Origin of the sequence: Tenacibaculum sp. Ill, assembly GCF_051938915.1 — a bacterium.
Taxonomy (GTDB): domain Bacteria; phylum Bacteroidota; class Bacteroidia; order Flavobacteriales; family Flavobacteriaceae; genus Polaribacter; species Polaribacter larymnensis.
In genome coordinates this window covers 1,883,207-1,903,177 of the sequence record NZ_JBPSCW010000002.1, presented here as the reverse complement: position 1 = coordinate 1,903,177, position 19,971 = coordinate 1,883,207, and the positions used below count along the sequence as shown (strand labels likewise).

At 31.3% G+C, this 19,971-nt stretch carries 10 protein-coding genes; 4 read left to right on the top strand and 6 right to left on the bottom strand.

The window, feature by feature from the left end; translation table 11 throughout:
- Positions 1-27: 27 nt before the first annotated feature.
- The 4 genes from ACTPNM_RS08880 to ACTPNM_RS08865 all read right to left on the bottom strand — a co-directional run bounded on the left by ACTPNM_RS08880 (position 28) and on the right by ACTPNM_RS08865 (position 10,233).
- Complete coding sequence (locus ACTPNM_RS08880) at positions 28-708, bottom strand: hypothetical protein (protein ID WP_274639744.1); 681 nt, start codon at positions 706-708, stop codon at positions 28-30.
- Positions 705-5,993 carry a leucine-rich repeat domain-containing protein gene (locus ACTPNM_RS08875; RefSeq protein WP_440121419.1) on the bottom strand — a complete coding sequence of 1,763 codons (5,289 nt, stop codon included), beginning with the start codon at positions 5,991-5,993 and terminating at the stop codon, positions 705-707. The genes ACTPNM_RS08880 and ACTPNM_RS08875 overlap by 4 nt, the downstream gene beginning before the upstream one ends.
- Positions 5,994-6,166: 173 nt before the next feature.
- Positions 6,167-8,668, bottom strand: a complete 2,502-nt coding sequence (locus ACTPNM_RS08870; protein WP_440121418.1) for a PIG-L family deacetylase — start codon at positions 8,666-8,668, stop codon at positions 6,167-6,169.
- Positions 8,669-8,805: 137 nt separating this feature from the next.
- Positions 8,806-10,233, bottom strand: coding sequence for an ATP-dependent DNA helicase (locus ACTPNM_RS08865; protein ID WP_440121417.1), 1,428 nt, complete (start codon positions 10,231-10,233; stop codon positions 8,806-8,808).
- Positions 10,234-10,336: 103 nt separating this feature from the next.
- Between ACTPNM_RS08865 and ACTPNM_RS08860 the strand changes: the two genes are divergently transcribed.
- Genes ACTPNM_RS08860 through ACTPNM_RS08850 form a run of 3 tightly spaced genes read left to right on the top strand, consistent with a single transcriptional unit; the run spans position 10,337 to position 12,433 of the window.
- The gene (locus tag ACTPNM_RS08860; protein WP_274639739.1) at positions 10,337-11,071 is read left to right on the top strand and encodes a hypothetical protein; all 735 of its coding nucleotides are present in this window, start codon (positions 10,337-10,339) and stop codon (positions 11,069-11,071) included.
- Positions 11,046-11,876, top strand: a complete 831-nt coding sequence (locus tag ACTPNM_RS08855; RefSeq protein ID WP_440121416.1) for a DUF3822 family protein — start codon at positions 11,046-11,048, stop codon at positions 11,874-11,876. Before ACTPNM_RS08860 ends, ACTPNM_RS08855 begins: the two co-directional genes overlap by 26 nt.
- On the top strand, positions 11,876-12,433 hold the full coding sequence (locus ACTPNM_RS08850) for an RsmD family RNA methyltransferase (RefSeq protein ID WP_274639737.1): 558 nt from the start codon (positions 11,876-11,878) through the stop codon (positions 12,431-12,433). The genes ACTPNM_RS08855 and ACTPNM_RS08850 overlap by 1 nt, the downstream gene beginning before the upstream one ends.
- 71 nt (positions 12,434-12,504) lie before the next feature.
- On the opposite strand, the gene ACTPNM_RS08845 is transcribed toward ACTPNM_RS08850, so the two are convergent.
- Both ACTPNM_RS08845 and ACTPNM_RS08840 read right to left on the bottom strand, forming a co-directional pair.
- Positions 12,505-13,344 carry a hypothetical protein gene (locus ACTPNM_RS08845; RefSeq protein ID WP_440121415.1) on the bottom strand — a complete coding sequence of 280 codons (840 nt, stop codon included), beginning with the start codon at positions 13,342-13,344 and terminating at the stop codon, positions 12,505-12,507.
- 222 nt (positions 13,345-13,566) lie between these two features.
- Complete coding sequence (locus ACTPNM_RS08840) at positions 13,567-17,580, bottom strand: PKD domain-containing protein (RefSeq protein WP_440121414.1); 4,014 nt, start codon at positions 17,578-17,580, stop codon at positions 13,567-13,569.
- A 242-nt stretch (positions 17,581-17,822) separates the two neighbouring features.
- On the opposite strand from ACTPNM_RS08840, the gene ACTPNM_RS08835 reads away from it, so the two are divergent.
- Positions 17,823-19,955: a hybrid sensor histidine kinase/response regulator transcription factor gene (locus ACTPNM_RS08835; protein ID WP_440121413.1), complete on the top strand. Its 2,133-nt coding sequence runs from the start codon at positions 17,823-17,825 to the stop codon at positions 19,953-19,955.
- Positions 19,956-19,971: the final 16 nt, after the last annotated feature.

Here is a 19,971-nt window from a genome sequence, read left to right as displayed (position 1 = left end):
CTTTTTTAAAAGATAAGTTCAATTTATCTAAATGTTAAACTGGAATTCCTTATAAATAGACGATGAGTTTCCATTTTTGTCTAAGACCACAACCATTAAAAAATAAGTCGTGTTATAATCAATACTTTGTTTTTCAATAAAAGTACTTTCTGTTTCTTTTATCAATTCAACTGAATCTTTTGACTCCCCTAAATATACTTTGTATTTTAAAATGTCATTGTCAAGATCAGATGCTTCCCAACTGATATTAATCGTACCATCTTTATTATCTTCTAATGTTATACTCGCAGGAAATGGAGCATGATTAGAAACAGAAACTCCTTCTGTATAAAAATTCCAAGCACTATTACTCTGTTTTCCTTTATTTTGTAAAATAGCAGTTACATTCCAAGAAAATTTTGTTGCTTTTGGCAAAATAACACTCATAGAATTAGTGTTAGTCATCTTTTCAATTCTATTTCCACTTTCAGTGTTAGTAAGTACCACTTCATAAGATATAGCATTTGTAGAATTACTCCATTTTAAAGGAATAGAAACTTCGGTATCAGATACTTCAGTTCCTTCTGTACAAAGCGTATTATTTACAGGAAAAACTAACTCAAAAGCTCCTAATTCTGGTTCTGATGGTACTGGATCTTCACTTCCTCCTCCTCCTCCACAAGAAGTTAAAATTAATTGTATAAATAGTATAAATATTAGTTTTCTCATTTTTTGAATATTTTGGTATTAACAGTTTGTGTTGAAGTAGTAACTGTTACAAGATACATTCCTGTAGCAATAGTATTCATTGGCAATTTAGCTACTCCGTTATAAACATCAAGTTTAGTTGATAATACAGTAGCTCCCTCAAGGCTTCTTACGATTACTATAGCCGAATTATCTGTAACACCAGAAATGTTTAGGTAATTTGTAACTGGAATAGGATACAATGTAATACCTTTAATTGTAACGCTCTTGTTATAAATACCTTGACATGGTTTATTTGTTGTTATTTCTACAGAGTTGTTTCCATTATCTAGATTAACTATTATTTCTTGTTTACCAGCATCTTTAAAAGTATACAAATACTCTTTGTTATTTACGGTTACTTTATAATTTTCACTTCCTGAAACTTGATACGTAAGTGAAGTACCTTTTAAACTAGTTTGAGAAACTTTTAAGGCTGCTGGAGCGCTAACCATTACATTGTAACATTGGCTAAAACTAGGTAACTCTGACGCAGTAACACATATTTCATAACTTCCTACAGGTAACTCTGTAATTTCTAATCCAGAAGTATGATTTACATTATCAAAAGTTTTATTTATTACACCTTGTCCTACCAAAATTACTTTATAGGTATAATCTTTATTAAATGAAAGGTTTACAACACCGTTACTTTTATCAGGACAAGTGGTACTGCTTACCATGACCTGAATATCACTAGGAGCTATATCAATTAATTGGTATTGAGCACAACCATTAGCATCAACGACACTACCTTCAACTGTATTCGGGCATTGATCAATATCATCATTAACTCCATCATTGTCTACATCTATTATTTCTACATTTAAGGTGATTGGTTTTTTAAATAATCCTAAATTCGTAACCACACTATTTGTTATAAGACAATCATATACTCCATTATCATCAATGTCAGCTTTACTTATAGTAAACGTTTTATCTTTAGTATTTAGAATGTTTTTTCCATTTAAACGCCAAGTATAAATATTATTTGGACTTGAAGTTCCTTCAACACTAAAAGTTATACTTTCATTTTGTTTAACTGTTATTTCTTTTGATACATCTAAGTGTGCTTGTGAATCATATACATAGTGCTTTAATTTATTCATAATTAGCGAGAATTCATCTTCCAAATCTTCAAAAACAAAATTATTGTTCTCTATAACTAAAATATCAAGACTATCCATATCTTTAATGGTAGAAGGTATTTTTCCTGATAATTGATTTTCTCTCAAATATGCACTTTCCAACTTATTAAGATTTCCAAACTCAGAAGGTATTGGTCCTGATAAGTTATTTTTATCTAATTTCAAATATTCTAAATTAATTAGATTACCTATTTCAATTGGTATTATTCCTGTTAATTCGTTTTCAGCTAAACTAAGCCATCTTAACTTCACTAAATTTTCTATCCCAGAAGGTATAGATCCAAACAATTTATTTTTTTCCAATATCAGAAATTTTAAATTAATAAGGTTACCTAACTCTGCTGGTATTATTCCTGTTAAATTGTTACTTTTCAACGATATGTAATCTAAGCTAACAAGGTTACCTATTTCTGATGGTATTTCTCCTGTTAATTGATTATTGAATAAATATAAAAATCTTAAATTAGTGAGGTTACCTATTTCTTGTGGAATCTCTCCTGTAAGTTGATTTGTTCCTATAGAAATGTTTTGTATTTTTATTAAATTTCCTATACTTTTTGGAATAGCTCCTGTCAATTTATTATTAGCTATATTTAAGTATGTTAAGTTCGTAAGATTACCTATTTCTAGTGGAATCTCTCCTATAAGCTGATTTGTATATAAACTTAATTTCTCTAAAAAGGTTAATTTTCCTATTTCTTTAGGTATCTCTCCTGACAATTGATTTTGTGATAAATGGAGATCTCTTAATTTAGTTAAATTAGTTACTTCAATTGGTATAGCACCTGTAAGTTGATTACTACCTAAACTTAACCTCTCTAAAAGGGTTAATTTTCCAATCTCTTTAGGTATTACTCCAGATAGTTGATTATTTGAAATACTTAATTCTTTTAATTTAATAAGATTTCCTATTTGTGTTGGAATTTCTCCCGTTAACTTATTCGAAGAAATATTTAAAAAAGTTAAATTAGTTAAATTCCCTATTTCTGGTGGTAAGGTTCCTACTAAATTGTTAAAATATAAATCCAATTTTGTAACGTTACCATAAGTATCTAAGACAACACCTTTCCATGTACTCATTTGAGCATTAAGATCCCATGTTTCTGTCCAATTTACTCCATCAGTAGCATTATAAAGCGCTATAAGTGCTTCTTTATCACTATTATTTTCTGAACATCCTTTTTCATTTACAATCGCTCCTATTGGAGTATTTAGACATAAATCTATAGCATTATTTACTCCATCGTTATCATCATCTAATTGACTATCCGAACATCCGTCTACATTTACTGATTCTCCTGTTGGTGTATTTGGACATAAATCTTTATCATTATTTACTCCATCCTTATCATCATCTAATTGACTTTCCGAACACCCGTCTGCATTTACTAATTTTCCTGTTGGTGTATTTGGACATAGATCTTTATCATTATTTACTCCATCCTTATCATCATCTAATTGACTTTCCGAACATCCGTCTGCATTTACTGATTCTCCTGTTGGTGTATTTGGACATAAATCTTTATCATTATTTACTCCATCGTTATCATTATCTAATTGACTTTCCGAACATCCGTCTGCATTTACTAATTCTCCTGTTGGTGTATTTGGACATAAATCTTTATCATTATTTACTCCATCATTATCATCATCTAATTGACTTTCCGAACATCCGTCTGCATTTACTAATTCTCCTGTTGGTGTATTTGGACATAAATCTTTATCATTATTTACTCCATCATTATCATCATCTAATTGACTATCCGAACATCCGTCTGCATTTACCGACTCCCCTGTTGGTGTATTTGGACATAAATCTTTGTCATTATCTACTCCATCATTATCAGAGTCTTTGGGTTCTACATTTAATATTATTGTATTTTTATACAATGTTAAATCGGTAATAATAGTATTGTTTATGACACAATCATATACTCCACCGTCTGTTAAAGCTGTACTATTTATTACATAAGAACGACTAGTAGCATCTGCTATATTAACCCCATCTTTACGCCATTGATATGTATTATTAACACTGTTGGTTGATTCGGCTGTTAAAGTAATTGATTCTTCTTCTACAACAGTAATATTTTGTTTTATATCTATTTTAAATTGTGGTTTATATGTAAACCTTGTAGGTATAGATATTTTGTAGGTTGTAAACTCATTTTCAAAATCATTAAAAACAAAGTTATTATTTTGTATTTCTAAAGTTTGCAAACCTTTTAAAACTGTAAAATCTGGAATTAGTCCAGAAAAATTATTCTCTCTAAGGCTTAGAAAACTTAAAGCACTAAAAGTGTTGATAAATGAAGGAACCTGTTCTGTTAATTTATTTCTAGAAAGATTTAATGTCGTAAGAGAGGTCAGATTTGAAAAAGAAGCTGGTATTCCTCCTTCAATAGCTGTTCCAACTATTGTTAAGCCTTGTAAATTGGTTAAATTCCCTATTGAGGTAGGCAACAATCCTGTAAGTGGTGTATTTCGAATACTAAGAGTTTTTAAGTTAGTAAGCTCCCCTATTTCATCTGGAATATTTCCTGTTATATTCCCACTAATATCTAAATACCTTAATTTAGTTAGGCTACTTAACCCTACAGGAAAACTTCCTTTTATACTAACAGTATCAAGAGATAACCTCTCTAAATTAGTTAATTGAAAAAAGCTTGTTGGAAAATCACCTTCAGAAGAAAGGTCTACATATTTTAAAGATAGATTTGTAAGATTTGTAAGACTCGACAAGTCATCAGGAATATCTAGTGTAGGCGAATTACCTGCTTTACCACTTATGCTTATAATTTTTAAGGATGGTATGGTAAAAAGACAACTTGGTATAATACCATTGCCTACTTTGGAAATGATTATATGTTCTAGCTTAAGAAGATTACATATAGTAGAAGGTATATTTCCTGTTAATGTATCCGATAAGCCTCCTTGAATCCAAAACCTCTTTAATTCTGATAAATTACCAATCTCTACAGGCAATGTTCCATTAAGTCCTCTATTACTTAGATTTAATTCTGTTACCCTACCAGCAGTATTTACAGTTACACCTTTCCAAGTACTTATGTCTTCATTTAAATCCCAAGAATCTGTCCAATTAACCCCATTAGTAGCATTGTACAATGCTATAAGAGCATTTTTATCATTAATAGACTCTACAGTTCTGTAAACAATGTTATTCCTTTTTAAAGTTAAGTTTGGTACACTTGAATTTTGTATTTCACAATAATACGTACCTGCATCTGCTAAACTAGCACTAGTTATTTGGTAAGTAGCACTAGTAGCTCCAGTAATTGAAGCTCCATTCTTAAACCACTGATAGGTGTTATTAGTACTTGACAAGCCTGTTACCGAAAAACTAACATTTGTTCCTTCCTCAAAAACAATGTTTTCTTCCTCGTTGATTTTGTTCTGTGGACTATAAGTAAGCGTTGCTACATTATCTTCTAATACTTTAGCTATGTTGTCAAAAGAAGAAGCTCTTTCAAACACAGCGAAAGGAATATTATTATTACTTATATCTAATGTATTTATTCTAAATAAAGTACTCGCTGTATAATCTGGTAAATCTGTAAGCAAATTGTTTGATACATAAACATCACCCACGTTTGCAATTGCATTCCCTATTTCCACCGGTAATTTCCCCGTTAACAAGTTTGAACTTAGATTTATTTCTACAAAATGCCTTTCAGTAAGCGTAAAAAGTTCAACAGGTATATCTCCTGATAATTGGTTGTTTTGAAGATATAAATAATTAAGATCTTTTGCAGAACCTAAGCCTCCTGGTATAGCTCCAGAAATTGAATTATTTGAAAGATTTAACAAATTCAAACTCTTCAAACTTCCTAATTCTGATGGTAAAGTCCCAACTAGGTTGTTATTAGGTAGGTTAATTTCATCAACATGTCTTTCGGCACCCGATGCACCAAAAACCACATTCGTTTTTACTCCATACCAATTCTGTGGAGAGTCATTCAAATCCCATTTGTTTGTCCAATTTGCTCCATCTGTAGCATTATAAAACGCTATTAAAGCATCTTTATCACTTTGAGAAATTTCTTGAGCATTTACATATACGCCAAAAAGGACTAGCGTAAAAAGTAGTAGTCTTTTCATATATTTTTTTTAATATTTGGCGTCAAAAGTAATTAAAGTTATCTCAATCACAAAAGATTACTTTTCGTTTAGTTTGTACTTACTTAGAAATCTATTTTTATTAATATTTTAAATAAAAAAAGCAAGGTTTAAAACCTTGCTTTTCTTTAATTTTTACTGAATTAAAAACTATTCTAATTCTCATCAGTTTTATTTTCTTTAACTGACAATAAATTAGCAAACAGTTTGTATGCTCCAGAAACACCTGCTGGTAACTCTCTAAAAAAACTTAACCCTGTATAAATATAGTTTCCTTTTCCATATTTCGCTACAAGTAAACTTCCATCTTTAGCTGACTCTCCTTTATCATGCATTGATAAAATAGGCGTGTATTCTTTACTCCATTTGTTTGGAAAGTATAGTCCACGTTCTTGTACCCAACCATCAAAATCAGCTTCAGTGATTTTGTTTGGGTAATTTAAAATAGAATGTTCTTTAGCTAAGAATGTTACGTTTGCATTTTCATCAGTAACTCTATCACGAGATAACTGTAAATTGTACGGAGCTTGTACATCTACTCTTCTGTTTGTATTGTATTGAACGATCACATTTCCTCCATTTTTCACATATTCTAACAAGTATTTTTGCTTAAACTGTAACTCTTTTGTCGTATTGTACGCTCTAATACCAACAACAACTGCATCAAATTGCCCTAAATTGCCATTAATCTCATTTACATTCAATTCTGTTACTTCATATCCTATTTGTTGTAAGCTTTCTGGAATTGCATCGCCAGAACCTTGAATATATCCTATTTTTGTACCGTTCTTTTTGATATTCATACGTACAACTTTAGCTTGTGATGGTAATAATACTGACTGCTTAGGGATATGATTGTAATTGATTTCTATCAATTCTTTATCATAATTTTTTCCTTCAACTTTTGCTATAGCTTTTAATACTCCTTCTGATTCTTTTTGTGTTGGGGCAACCATGAAATCAATCAATTGAATATCTCCTTTTTGAGCTATGGAGAACTTTACTTCTTTTGGTGTAACTTCCCATCCTTTAGGTGCATTCAGCTCTACAATTCCGCTAGTATTTTTTGCTCCTGAACGAACTTCTACAGTTACTTTTTGAGATTTTTCTGAAGAAAAAACTAATACTTTATTCAATAATTTTGTTGTTACTTTAGGTAACACCTCAAATGGCTCATAAATTTCTCCTTTATCTCTTTTTGAGTAACGATATACTACTGGCTTCATAAAGGAAACAGACTCATTTTCTATCATTAAATTGAATTGTACTTGAATTGGTCTAGGAGTTTCAGGTTTCCCCCTTAGTTGTTGATTTTCTACTGTGTACATTCCTAAACTCCATGGTTTTTGCAGCCAATACGGTGATGAATACGTCATCTCAGGTATTGAAATAGTTTCTGTAAACGTTTTCTTTTCGTTATTCGCTAAATCTAAGTCTTTCGTTATTTTTTTATTCTCTGGAAGTATTTTTACGGAAGATAACTCCATTGAAACTCCACTCCTATTTAACACTTCAAAATCAACATTTACTGAACTACTTTGTGTTGCACTAGAACTTTCTGCTGAAGCTTCCAAGTACAAACCTGCACAGGCTTCAATGATTTCCTTTAGTTCTTTGGTTTTAATTGTTTTCCAGTGTTCGTCTTTTAGTTTTTGAACTTTTTGATATGCTTTTAACAAATCTGGAAGGTGTTTTGACGGATTTACAAAATCAAAATTTTGTTCAACATCATATAAAATATCTCCTATTTCTCCTCCACCTTCTACTCTATTCCATGTGGTATTGATTCCTGAAAAAATATCTTTTTTGTCTTTAGGAAAATCTCCTTTTAAGAACTCTACATATTCTGTTTGAGTTCCTCTAGTAGTTAATCTACCAAAGCCTTGGCATAAATGTTGACTACTTGCAATAGATGCTAATTCATTGTTTGACAACCCTTTTAAAGGATAATACGTTCCAATATCAAAACTTAACATTTTACTTTTGTCTGCTTTTGCAAACTTCTCTTGACTACCGTAAAACCACCAAGAAGTATTAAAAAACAACCTGTTTGGTTTCCATGTATTGGTATATTCTAATTGCTCAGGATATTTTGTTTTGTCATTAGCCAAATCAAAAGCTTCCACACTTAACATTGCCGATGAAGTATGATGACCATGTGTAGTTCCTGGTGTTCTGTGATTAAAACGATTAATGATTACATCCGGCTTGAAAGTACGTATTGCCCAAACTACATCGGCTAATACTTTATCTTTATCCCAAATTTTTAACGTTTCATCAGGGTGTTTTGAATATCCAAAATCATTAGCTCTAGAAAAACGTTGTTCTCCTCCATCTACTCCTCTTGCAGCTAGTAACTCCTGTGTACGAATAACTCCTAATAGTTCTCGCATTTCAGAACCTATTAAATTTTGACCACCATCACCACGCGTTAATGACAAATATCCTGTTCTTGCCTTTTCATGATTAGATAAATAAGCAATTAAACGTGTATTTTCATCATCTGGATGTGCAGCAATATACAATGCAGAGCCTAAAAAGTTTAGTTTTTGAACTTTCTCGTAAATTTGGTTTGAAGTAAGTTTTTGTGGTTTTTGTGCATTTATTGTTAGTGAAATCAATAAAAAAGACAGTAATAAAAGTACTTTTTTGTGCATTTTTAATAGTTTGAGTAATACACAAATGTAACTTTTTTAACTAAAGTATGAAGTACATTAACAAAATGCTAACATTTCTACAAAGAAAAAATTATACCACCCTCATTTACTAACAGAGAAGAGTACAAAAACTATTCTTAATCTAAAAAATATTCATCTTTAAACCCTATTAAGTACAATTTTTCTTGGGCACGAGTAACAGCTGTGTATAACCAACGTAAATATTCTACTGATGCACCGTCTGGTAAGTATGGTTGCTCTATGAAAACAGTTTTCCATTGTCCCCCTTGTGATTTATGACAAGTCATTGCGTATGAAAACTTCACTTGAAGTGCGTTAAAATACTTATTTTTCTTCACTCCCATAAATTGCTTGTATTTAGATTTTTCATGCGCAAAATCCTCCTTTACAGCTTCATACAAACGATTAGATTCCTCATAAGTTAATGACGGGCTTTCACTTGTAAGTGTATCTAGGAGTAAAACCGTTTCAAAAGGTTTCATATCAGGATAATCAATCATGCGAACTTCCACTTCGGCAAACTTGAATCCGTATAATTCTTTAATTGCATTAATACGCATCACCTCACAAATATCACCATTAGCAATAAATCCTGCTGAAGAAGAGTCTTTTAACCAGTAGTAGTTATTTTTCACCACCATTACATAATCTCCCGTAGAAATTTCGTTTTCTTGTCCGCGAATTTTAGTTCTTATCTGTTGATTGTACTGATTTGCTCGTTTATTTGAGCGCACAATTATTGCTGTATCCTCTACACCTATTTCACCATCATAAGCAGTAGTTATTGCGTCTTGAATATCATATCCGTCTTGTAATCGAATAATATCTGGGTAATTTACATCAAACTGAAAATGTGTTGAATCGTTCTGAATTAATAAGCGTAAATCGGTTGCATTAGCCAAAATTCCAGAACCTTCTTCTTGTCGAACCACTTCATCTAACTCAATTTCTGTAACTTCTTTGTTAAATTCGAAAGAGAGCTTATCCGCTTCCAAAGCTGGACTCATCGTTAATTTTACGGGTGGTAGCTGCGCAGTATCACCAATAAAAATAATTTTACAATTTTTTCCTGAGTATACATACGAAATTAAATCATCCAATAAAGAACCGTTTTCAAATAATTTAGCGTTCTGTTTTTCATCAGAAATCATAGAAGCTTCATCAACAATGAAAAGGGTATCTGTATGCTTATTGGGTTGCATTACAAAGTTTACTGCACCACTACTTTGTTTTTTAGGAAAGTATATTTTTTTATGAATAGTAAATGCTTGTCGATTAGAATATCCTGAAATCACCTTCGCTGCACGTCCTGTAGGTGCTAGTAAAACTGCTTTTTGTCCTATCTTCCATAAATTATGAACAACAGTACTTATTATGGTTGTTTTTCCTGTTCCTGCATACCCTTTTAACAAAAATAAAGCACAATTATCATCCGAAAAAATAAAGTCTGTTAATACATCTAATAACTCATTTTGCTTTTCTGTAGGTGTGTATGGGAACTTTTGTAGTATTTCTTTATAAAATTTCGAAGCAGTTTGTATCATATATCAAATAATATTCAAAGATAAGTCTATTTATAAATTAATTATTTTCATCATTGAAAAAAAATTGTAGATTTGCGAATATCATACATTAAAAATTAAAAAAATGAGTTTATTATTAATGATTTTAGCAGCTGTTGTAGTTGCAGTTCTTTTAGCATTACTTGTTGTTAAGTTTGTTCCTCTAAAAATGAGATGGTTAGTCTCAATATTATTATTAGGAGCAACTGTCTTTTTAGTATATAAAATTTATAATGGTGTTATGGAGCCTATCAATTTTAACAAAGACAAAAGAGTACGTTATGCTAAGGTTATTAAGAATTTAAAGTTGATTCGAGACGCTGAAGTAAAATATAAAGAAGTTTACGGAACATATACTAACAATAAAGACACTTTACTTACCTTTATTAAGAACGGTCAATTAGCTATTACCGAAACTAAAAACGTTGAGAAAACAATTGAATTAGGTGGTGGTATTACTAAAGACATATCTGTTAAAGTTATTGATACTGTAGGATACGAACCTGTTTTAAAATATTTTGAAGGTAAAGAGTATGCTACTATGTTTGATGTTCCTGGTACAACAGAGCAATTTGAATTAGCTACTGGTAGAGTTGAAAAAGTTGCTGGTTTAGAAGTTCCTGTTTTTGAAGCTAAAGTTTCTAAGAAGCCTATCTTAACAGGAATGAATCCTTCTTTGATAAAACAAGAATTAGAAGCTATTGAGACAGACCAAATTAAAGGTGAATTTGTTTCTGTTGGTTCTTTAACTGAAGTAACTGTAGGTGGTAACTGGCCTCCTTATTACGATAAAGGTGAAGCAATTGCAAAAAAAGAGTAAAAAAAATAGCGCTTTTGCGCAGCATAAAAGTCTATCCATCCAATTTAGTTTGGATGGATTTTCTTTTTGTATTTCAAACTCAGATACTAAAGAACCTCTTCTTTTTACTGAGTATACCTTTTCTAGTACTACTCCTTCTCCTGAACTTTTACTAGAAAGAATTATTCATGTTTTTGACACTGACAAAGATTTACAACAAGATTTTACATCCGTTTTTGCTATTCATCAAAATAATTTGGCGACGTTAGTTCCCAATAAGCTTTTTGATAGAAATAACTTAGCTCCTTATTTAAAATATGATGTAAAAACACTAAAAACAGATTTTATTACTTATGATTTACATAATGGAATAGCTGCTAATACAGTTTACATACCTTATGTGAACATTAACAACTATCTTTTTCAAAACTTTGGAGAATTTGAATACAAGCATCATTCAACAGTTTTAATTGATAAACTACTCAATTACTCTGAAAATGATTCTGAGGAGCAATTTTTTGTACATGTTTCTCCTTCTCATTTAGATATTGTTGTTTGTAAGGAAGGGAAACTATTATTTTACAACTCGTTTTCATATAACACAAAAGAGGACTTTATCTATTATATTCTTTTTACTGCTGAACAGTTACAAATGGATCCAAATTCCTTTCAGTTAACTTTTATTGGTAATATTGAAAAAGAATCAGATACATACTCTATTACTTACACATACGTTCGAAATATTCATTTTATGAATCCTGTAAATAGCTTTTTTGCAGATAGTGAAGACTTTTCGAACCATTCTAATTTTATACTTATAGCCTAATGCGAATTATTTCTGGAAAATATAAAAGTAAAAGAATTACAGCTCCTAAAAACTTACCTGTACGTCCTACAACTGATATGGCAAAGGAGTCTTTATTTAATATTTTAAATAACTTCTATTACTTTGAAAATATTTCAGTATTAGATTTATTTGCAGGAACTGGAAATATTAGTTACGAATTTGCTTCTAGAGGTACAGAAACTATATATGCTGTTGATGCTCATTTTGCTTGTATAAAGTTTATTAATCAAACTTCAAAGGAGTTAGATATGAATATTACTAGCTACAAAAGTGACGTATATAAGTTTTTAGAAAAAACACCTCTTAAAACAGATGTTATTTTTGCTGATCCTCCTTATGACTTTGAAGAAAGTCAGTTTTTAAAAATTGCTGATATTATTTTTGATCGCGGTTTATTAAATGAAGATGGTCTTTTAATTATTGAACACTCTAAACATACAGACTTATCTCAACACCCTTTTTATAGCTATGAAAAACGTTACGGGGGTAATGTTTTTAGCTTTTTTGAAATCGTTGAGAATGACGAAGAAGAATAAAAGAGTAATAAAAAAGGGAGCTAATTAGCTCCCTTTTTTATTACTCTTTTATTTAAATACATACCGCATTATTATAAAACGGTATTAAGTTTTAATTGCTCTTCATACATTTTTCGTGTTTTATCATCCATTTGAGATACATTATCGTATGCTACTGGTTCTGTTAATTTACTTTCAGAAGAATCAAGAATTTTATAGCTTGTTTTTTCATTAAAGTATTCTATTACTCCTGTTGCATACTTAATATTCCAAACACTGGTTAGTGCATAAATCTTTCCTGGCTTTAGAGTGTATTCATCTTCTATAGACTGGCTCCAAATTCTAGTTATTGAATTTTCATACTTCTGAGTAAATGAGTCCTCTATTTTTGACTTAAATCCTGCAGAAACTTCAGCACTTCCTCCTGCTGGATCATCTTTTCCTCCAATCCAGCCTCCAATTTTTCCATTTATGCTAAACTCAGAGCTTTCGCTATGTGATTTTGAAAAAGAAGACGATTGTGAAAAAGCTGTTTGAAATGTTGTTTTAATAGTCCTTTTTACAGTTTCATTAAAATTTCTTAAATCAAAAAAGTAATATACTCTCACATTCTCTTCTTCTATTTTTTCTCTTGTTGGTTTTAATTCAACCTTTTGTAAAAAGTGTCCTTTATCACTGCTCCAATTCACATAAAAATCATCTGTCATATTGTAAATAGTACCTGGTTCTATAATTACAGGAAGCCCTATTCCTTCTTTTTTCCAAACTCTAACTTTAACCGTTGGATAAGAATCATCTCTAAGCTCTCCTATATTTCCCTCATTTATATCAATCTCCATTCCTGGGATTGTACCTAAATATGGTTTTCCATCTGTAGTTTTATAGAACCCTACTCTAATGTTTGCTCCTGTTAATACATTTTTAAATCTCATTTTTTCTCTTTTTAAGTTATGTGTTAATTGATTAAATTTTATACTAGGTGTTACCAAAAAGAAATTGATAAAACCTCATTTTACAAATATTAACAATATCATCATCAATATTGTGTCAACCATACTCACCATTATATCAAATAGATTATATAACTAAAAAACACCTTATTTAAATAAGGTGTTTTTTGTTTCACTAGTTATTTTCTAACTACTTTATGATAATTAATAGATAATATAAACCCAACCTTTTAAGTTTCTTGAATTTTCTTCTATTGTAAGCATATAAAAATAGACTCCTGCAGGTAATTTTTTTCCTTGGTTTTTACTTATACCATTCCAATCATTTTGATAATTATAAGAATGGTAAACTCTGTTTCCCCATCTATTATAGATTTCTAATTTATTGTTTGGGTAGTTATGTAAACCTTCTACCACAAATACATCATTTACTCCATCACCATTAGGAGAAAATCCATTATATACTGACAATTCTGATGAGTCACATACATCACCTATTCCATTATTATCCAAATCCTTTTGATCAGGGTTTGACATTCTTGGACAATTATCATTTATATTTAATACTTCATCACCATCTATATCATTATCACATACATCTGCTATCGAGTCATTATCTAAATCATCTGATATAAAAGTTACAACAGCTTCTTCAGAACTCGACAAACCATTGGAGTCAATAACTGTTAGAGCAACCGTATAGTCTGTTAAGTTAGGACAGTTAAAATTTGTTTGACTTAAGCTCATACTTGCTATTCCAGATGCATCATAAGATCCATCATCTATATCTTCAGGATTAATAATTGCATTTCCATTACTGTCTAGGCTAACTACAATATCTTTTGTTATAGCCATTGGCGGGGTAACATCTTCTACGGTTATATTGGCTGTACATGTATTAGTATTTCCATTGGTATCTTCAACAGTTAAGGCTACCGTATTAATTCCCACATTAGTAGAATCAAAAGTTGTTTTGTCTATACTTATTGAAGCTATTCCACAAGTATCATTACTACCATTATCAATATCAGCAGCTGTAATAGTTACAGTTCCTGAAGCATCTAACGATACAGTGATATCTTGACAAATTGCCTCGGGTGGTGTTACATCTTCTACGGTTACTGTTGCTACGCAACTATTGGTGTTTCCGTTGGTATCTTCAACAGTTAATGTTACTGTATTTATGCCTACACTACTACAATCAAAAGTTGTTTTATCTAAACTCATTGAAGCTATTCCGCAAGAATCAATACTACCATTATCAATATCAGCAGCTGTAATAGTTACAATTCCTGAAGCATCTAACGGTACTGTGATATCTTGGCACATTACCGTAGGTGGAGTAATATCTTCTACTGTTACTGTTGCTCCACAACTATTAGTATTTCCATTGATATCTTCAACGGTTAAGGTTACTGTATTTATGCCTACACTACTACAATCAAAAGTTGTTTTGTCTAAACTCATTGAAGCTATTCCGCAAGAATCAATACTACCATTATCAATATCAGCAGCTGTAATAGTTACAATTCCTGAAGCATCTAACGGTACTGTGATATCTTGGCACATTACCGTAGGTGCTATAATATCTTCTACGGTTACTATAGCTGTAGCTGTGTTGCTATTACCACTTGTGTCTGTTACTGTTAAAGTTACTGTATTAGCTCCAACATCCAAGCAATCAAAAGAAGTTTTATCTAAACTCATAGAGGCTACCTCACAATTATCATAAGAGCCTTTATCTATATCAGCAGCAGTTATCGTTGCAACCCCTGAAGCATCTAACGATACTGTTATATTCTGGATTAAGACCGTAGGTGCTATAGCTTCTGTAGTGTTTATATATGCTTTTTTAATAATTGTTTTACTACATCCGTCAATATCAGTAACTGTTAAACTCACATCAAAAACACCTGCTGTTGTATATGTATGTTTAGGGCTTGTTGCATTACTCGTATTACCATCTCCAAAATCCCAAAACCAATCGGATGATGGACCATAAAAAACAGTATTATCAGTAAAATTAACTGTTAAAGGTGTACAGCCAGTTGTTATATCTGAAGAAAAATCAGGAGTGAGACCTATAACTTGTATAAAATTTGCTTTAGTTTCTGTTCTTGTAAATCCTGTTATAGTAGTTTTTATAGTTAAACTTACATTATATACTCCTACTGATTCGTAGGTATGAGTAGGGTTTTGTTCGGTAGAAGTATTACCATCTCCAAAATTCCATAGCCATTCTCCCACTGTATCATTTCCTTCTATTGTAGATTTATCTGTAAAGTTTACCGAAAAGGGCCCACAACCCAAAGTATCATCTACACTAAATTGTGCTTTGGGAATTACTATTTTTATTAAGCTTGTTACTTTGTCAACACACCCATTGATGGTATCTTTTACTGTAAGGTTTACCGTGTAATCTCCTGCAGCAGTATATGTATGTATTGGGTTTTGCGCTGTGGAAGTATATCCATTACCAAACTCCCAAAACCATCTATCTGGCAACGTTGATTGATCTGTAAAGAATACAGTATGTGGTGTTGCTTGCCCTCTTGTAGGATTAGCAGTAAACCTAGCTTTTGGTCGTTGTACATTAAAGGATTTTGTTATTGAATTTGTTTCTCCAATGACATCAGTTACTTTTAATAATATTGTAAAATTACCTAAGTCAGCGTAACTATGAGTTGGGTTTTGTTTGGTAGAAGTTGTACCATCGCCAAAATCCCATTCCCAACTTACAATAGCTCCATTAGGAGACGAAGAATTGTCTGTAAAAGTAACTGCGTTACCAATACAATACCCTCCTGAAATTGTAAAATCTGCCAATATTCCATCATACTCGTAAGCACCAATATCTATGGTGTTACCAAACAAACGCGGGTTGCCGGTTAAATCTGTATCGTTATTTAGGTCTCCCCCGGCATCGGTATATAATGTATTGCTACCGGCGTTAATCGCAGGACTACTCAGTTTTAAAGTATAATCTCCGTTAGCAGGGTCTGTAAAAATGTCTTCGGCTGTAAGCCCTGTAGCATCGATATTGCCGTTAGCGGTATTAGTGTTGTCTTGTATTAAAGAATAATTTGGTGTGTAAAGAAGACTTATGTTAGATATCGTCCCCCAAACAATACTGTTATTTATCGTTAGCGAAGACTCATATTGATTATGTATCCCATCGCCAGAATTCGCTGTGTTTCCTACGATGGTTACATTGGTTAAGCTGGAAGAGGAATAAAAATAATTATATATTCCGCCGCCATGATTTGCTGTATTTCCAACAATCGCCACATTGGTTAAGCTCAGAGAGGAATATTGACTATTATATATCCCGCCGCCATGATTTGCTGTATTTCCGGTGATGGTTATATTGGTTAAATTTGGTGAAGAAGAAGCATTATACATCCCGCCACCATAACCTGCTGCTGTGTTTCCGGTGATGGTTACATTGGTTAAACTTGAAGAAGAAGAAAAAGCATTATACATCCCGCCACCATAATCTCTTCTGATACTATTTGCGTTGACAGCTATACTACTAACATTATCATTAGCATTTCCGCCGGTGATGGTAAAACCGTCTAGCAGGGCTGCACCCACATTACCGGCATCCACTACCACGTGATATACATTATCACTAAGATCATTAAGCCCCCCTATATCACCACTTAAAACTGTAGCGTTGCCGGCAAGACTAAGATCACGATCGCTAAGATTGACTTCACTCCCAGCAAAACCTCCGTACAATTGTACGTTATTCACCATTACAAAAGCGTTATCGCGGTTGCCGTTGGTGGTATAGTTCCCGTCGGCCGCATTATATAAAGGCTTGTAAACTCCTTTGGCAACAAAAACCTGTAAGCTATCATTTTGTAACCAATTATTATCTGCATCATGCTGGGTTCTTGCCCATAGCAAAGCATCGGCAAGCTCGGGTACGGCATTCGTCCAAGAGTCACCCGAACCATCGCCACCACTTACGTTTTTATTGACATACAAAATGTTGTTGGTATCTGGGGTAATTGGAGTTAGCTCACTTTCATAATAAAGTCCGACATTAATTCTGTAAGCATTCAAATAATTATATTTTGAAAGTGCTTTTTTATTATTCGTTTTTGTAAAGCTAGTTAATTCAAAATTTGAACCCTTTTTTTCTTCTTTTATAGACTTTGCTAAACCTAAATAACTAAATAATAAAAATATGTATAGTAATTTTAATTTCATATTCTACTTTCTTTCTGTTGAAGCTCTAAAAATAAATTGATAATAAAAGTTTCGATTACGGCTCAAAAAAGAATCGACCTAACAAGGCTCACTAACCGAATTGCAAACATAAATTTTCTCTAAGTCAATATTACTTCAATTACACTCACTATTGTGTCAAACATCCTAAAACACTGGTAACAAATCATAAAAAAGATGTTGTTTATGGATAGATTAATATATTTGACCTTTTAATTATTCTAATGGGGGAAATAGCTAAACTTTATAATAACATAACTAATATTGGTGTAACAGATAAACTTTCTAAATTAGAAATGAAGAGGGTTCGTTTACTTAATATCTTTATTTCTAATTGGTTTTTAATTGAACTTATTTTAATCACAGAAGACACTCTGAAAAAAGGAATTTATTCGCTTCCTGTTTTAATACATATGGGTAGTATAACAGGGTTGTTGGTTACCTTATTTTTACAATACAAACGTAAATTTATGGTAGCACGTATTTTATTTTTCTCGTTAATTCTGTACAGTAATTTTATGTTCTGTAATTTTGCTGAAAGAGGTGGTTATATTGAATACTTTTATATTGTTGTACCTGTATTTCTATTACTTTTTACCAATAACAAATACTTACTTTATAGTGTTTTTATTATTTCTTACTTACTTTTTGTTATTCCAATACATATTTTTCCTATTTATCCAGAAGGTACATTTGGTTCTCCTGTACTTATTTTAATTCAATTCATTATTTTCTTTTTTTTAGTACAGTACTTTAAAAATGCCAATATTAAAAGTGAGGAAACTCTAGAGAACCAACGAAAACAGCTGGAAGAACTAAATGAATTTCAATCTCAATTTTTCATCAATGTTTCTCATGAAATCAGAACTCCTCTTACCTTAATTAAAGGTGAAATAGACCAATTAGAACTTTTAAAAGGATCCGCATACGAAAAAGAAGGTTTTGAGATTAAAAACCGCCTAAACAAACAGGTTAATAAAATTAAAAACATAGTTGACGATGTGCTTGATTTAGCTAAAATGAAAGAAGCTAATTTTAAAATATCACCTACTCCCTACTTAATAAATAAGTTAATTGATAAACTCTATACCTCTTTTGAACCTTTATGCAACCAAAAAGAAATTGTTTTCACTGTTAAAAAAGAAAAAAATGAGTGCTGGGTATCATCTGACATTATTTTTTTAGAAAGAGCGTTAAATAACATTATTCTTAATGCTATTAAATACACTCCTAAAAAGGGAAACATTACAGTTTCTTTAAACAAGCTAAACGAACAAATTATTATCTCTATCAAAGACTCTGGTATAGGAATTTCTGAAAAAAATATTAAACTCATTTACAACCGTTTTTATCAAGTAAAAAATGATATTAATAAAGCTGGAGGTAGCGGTATAGGCTTAGCTTTTAGCAAAGAAATTATTGAGCTACACCAAGGAAGCTTAACTGTAAAAAGTGAATTGGGTAAAGGCAGCACATTTATAATCTCTTTACCAGAAACAACTAAAATTTACAAAGAAATACAACATGTACAACATGAAAAAACCTCAAAAAAGAATGCACATAAAAGTACTTTAATTTCTAAAGACATAATTAAACAACCTAAATCAGGTCACTATAGAATTCTTATTGTTGATGATAATTTTGAAATGCGAGCTTATTTAAAGAGGATTCTAAGCAATTACACTTGTTTTGAAGCTGAAAACGGAAAAGAAGCGTTAGATTTTCTTTCTAAAGAAAAAATTGACTTTGTTATTACCGATTATATGATGCCTTTAATGAATGGTTTAGCTTTGATAGAAAAAATTAAGGCAAAGAAAATAAATGTTCCTATTTTAATGCTTACAGCCCGTACTGACACTAAAAGTAAATTAGAAGTTCTACGATTAGGTATTGATGATTATTTAAATAAACCTTTTGAAAAAGAAGAGTTACTTATTCGAATACAAAATGCCTTAAACAATAGCATAAACCGAACAATCTTTATTAAAGAAAATACTATTAAAAAGGAAGAATTGAGCGATGGTGATTTGTGGATAAAAAAAGTAGAAGAGTTTATTAACAAGCAATGCTCTGATCCAAACATGACACAAGAAGATATTGCTCAACATTTCAGCACTTCAAGAAGTTCTTTAAATAGAAAAATAAAAGCAGCTACTGGGTTAACCCCTAATCAATTTATTACAGAAATTAAATTACAAAAAGCTCGAAGTATTGTAGAACAAAACCCTTCTGTATTATTAAAAACATTAGCCTTGGAAGTAGGCTACCTACATTCAACACATTTTTCTAAAATATATAAACAACGTTTTGGAGTACTTCCTTTAAATAAAAGCACAATAAAAAAGGGAGCTAATTAGCTCCCTTTTTTTATAT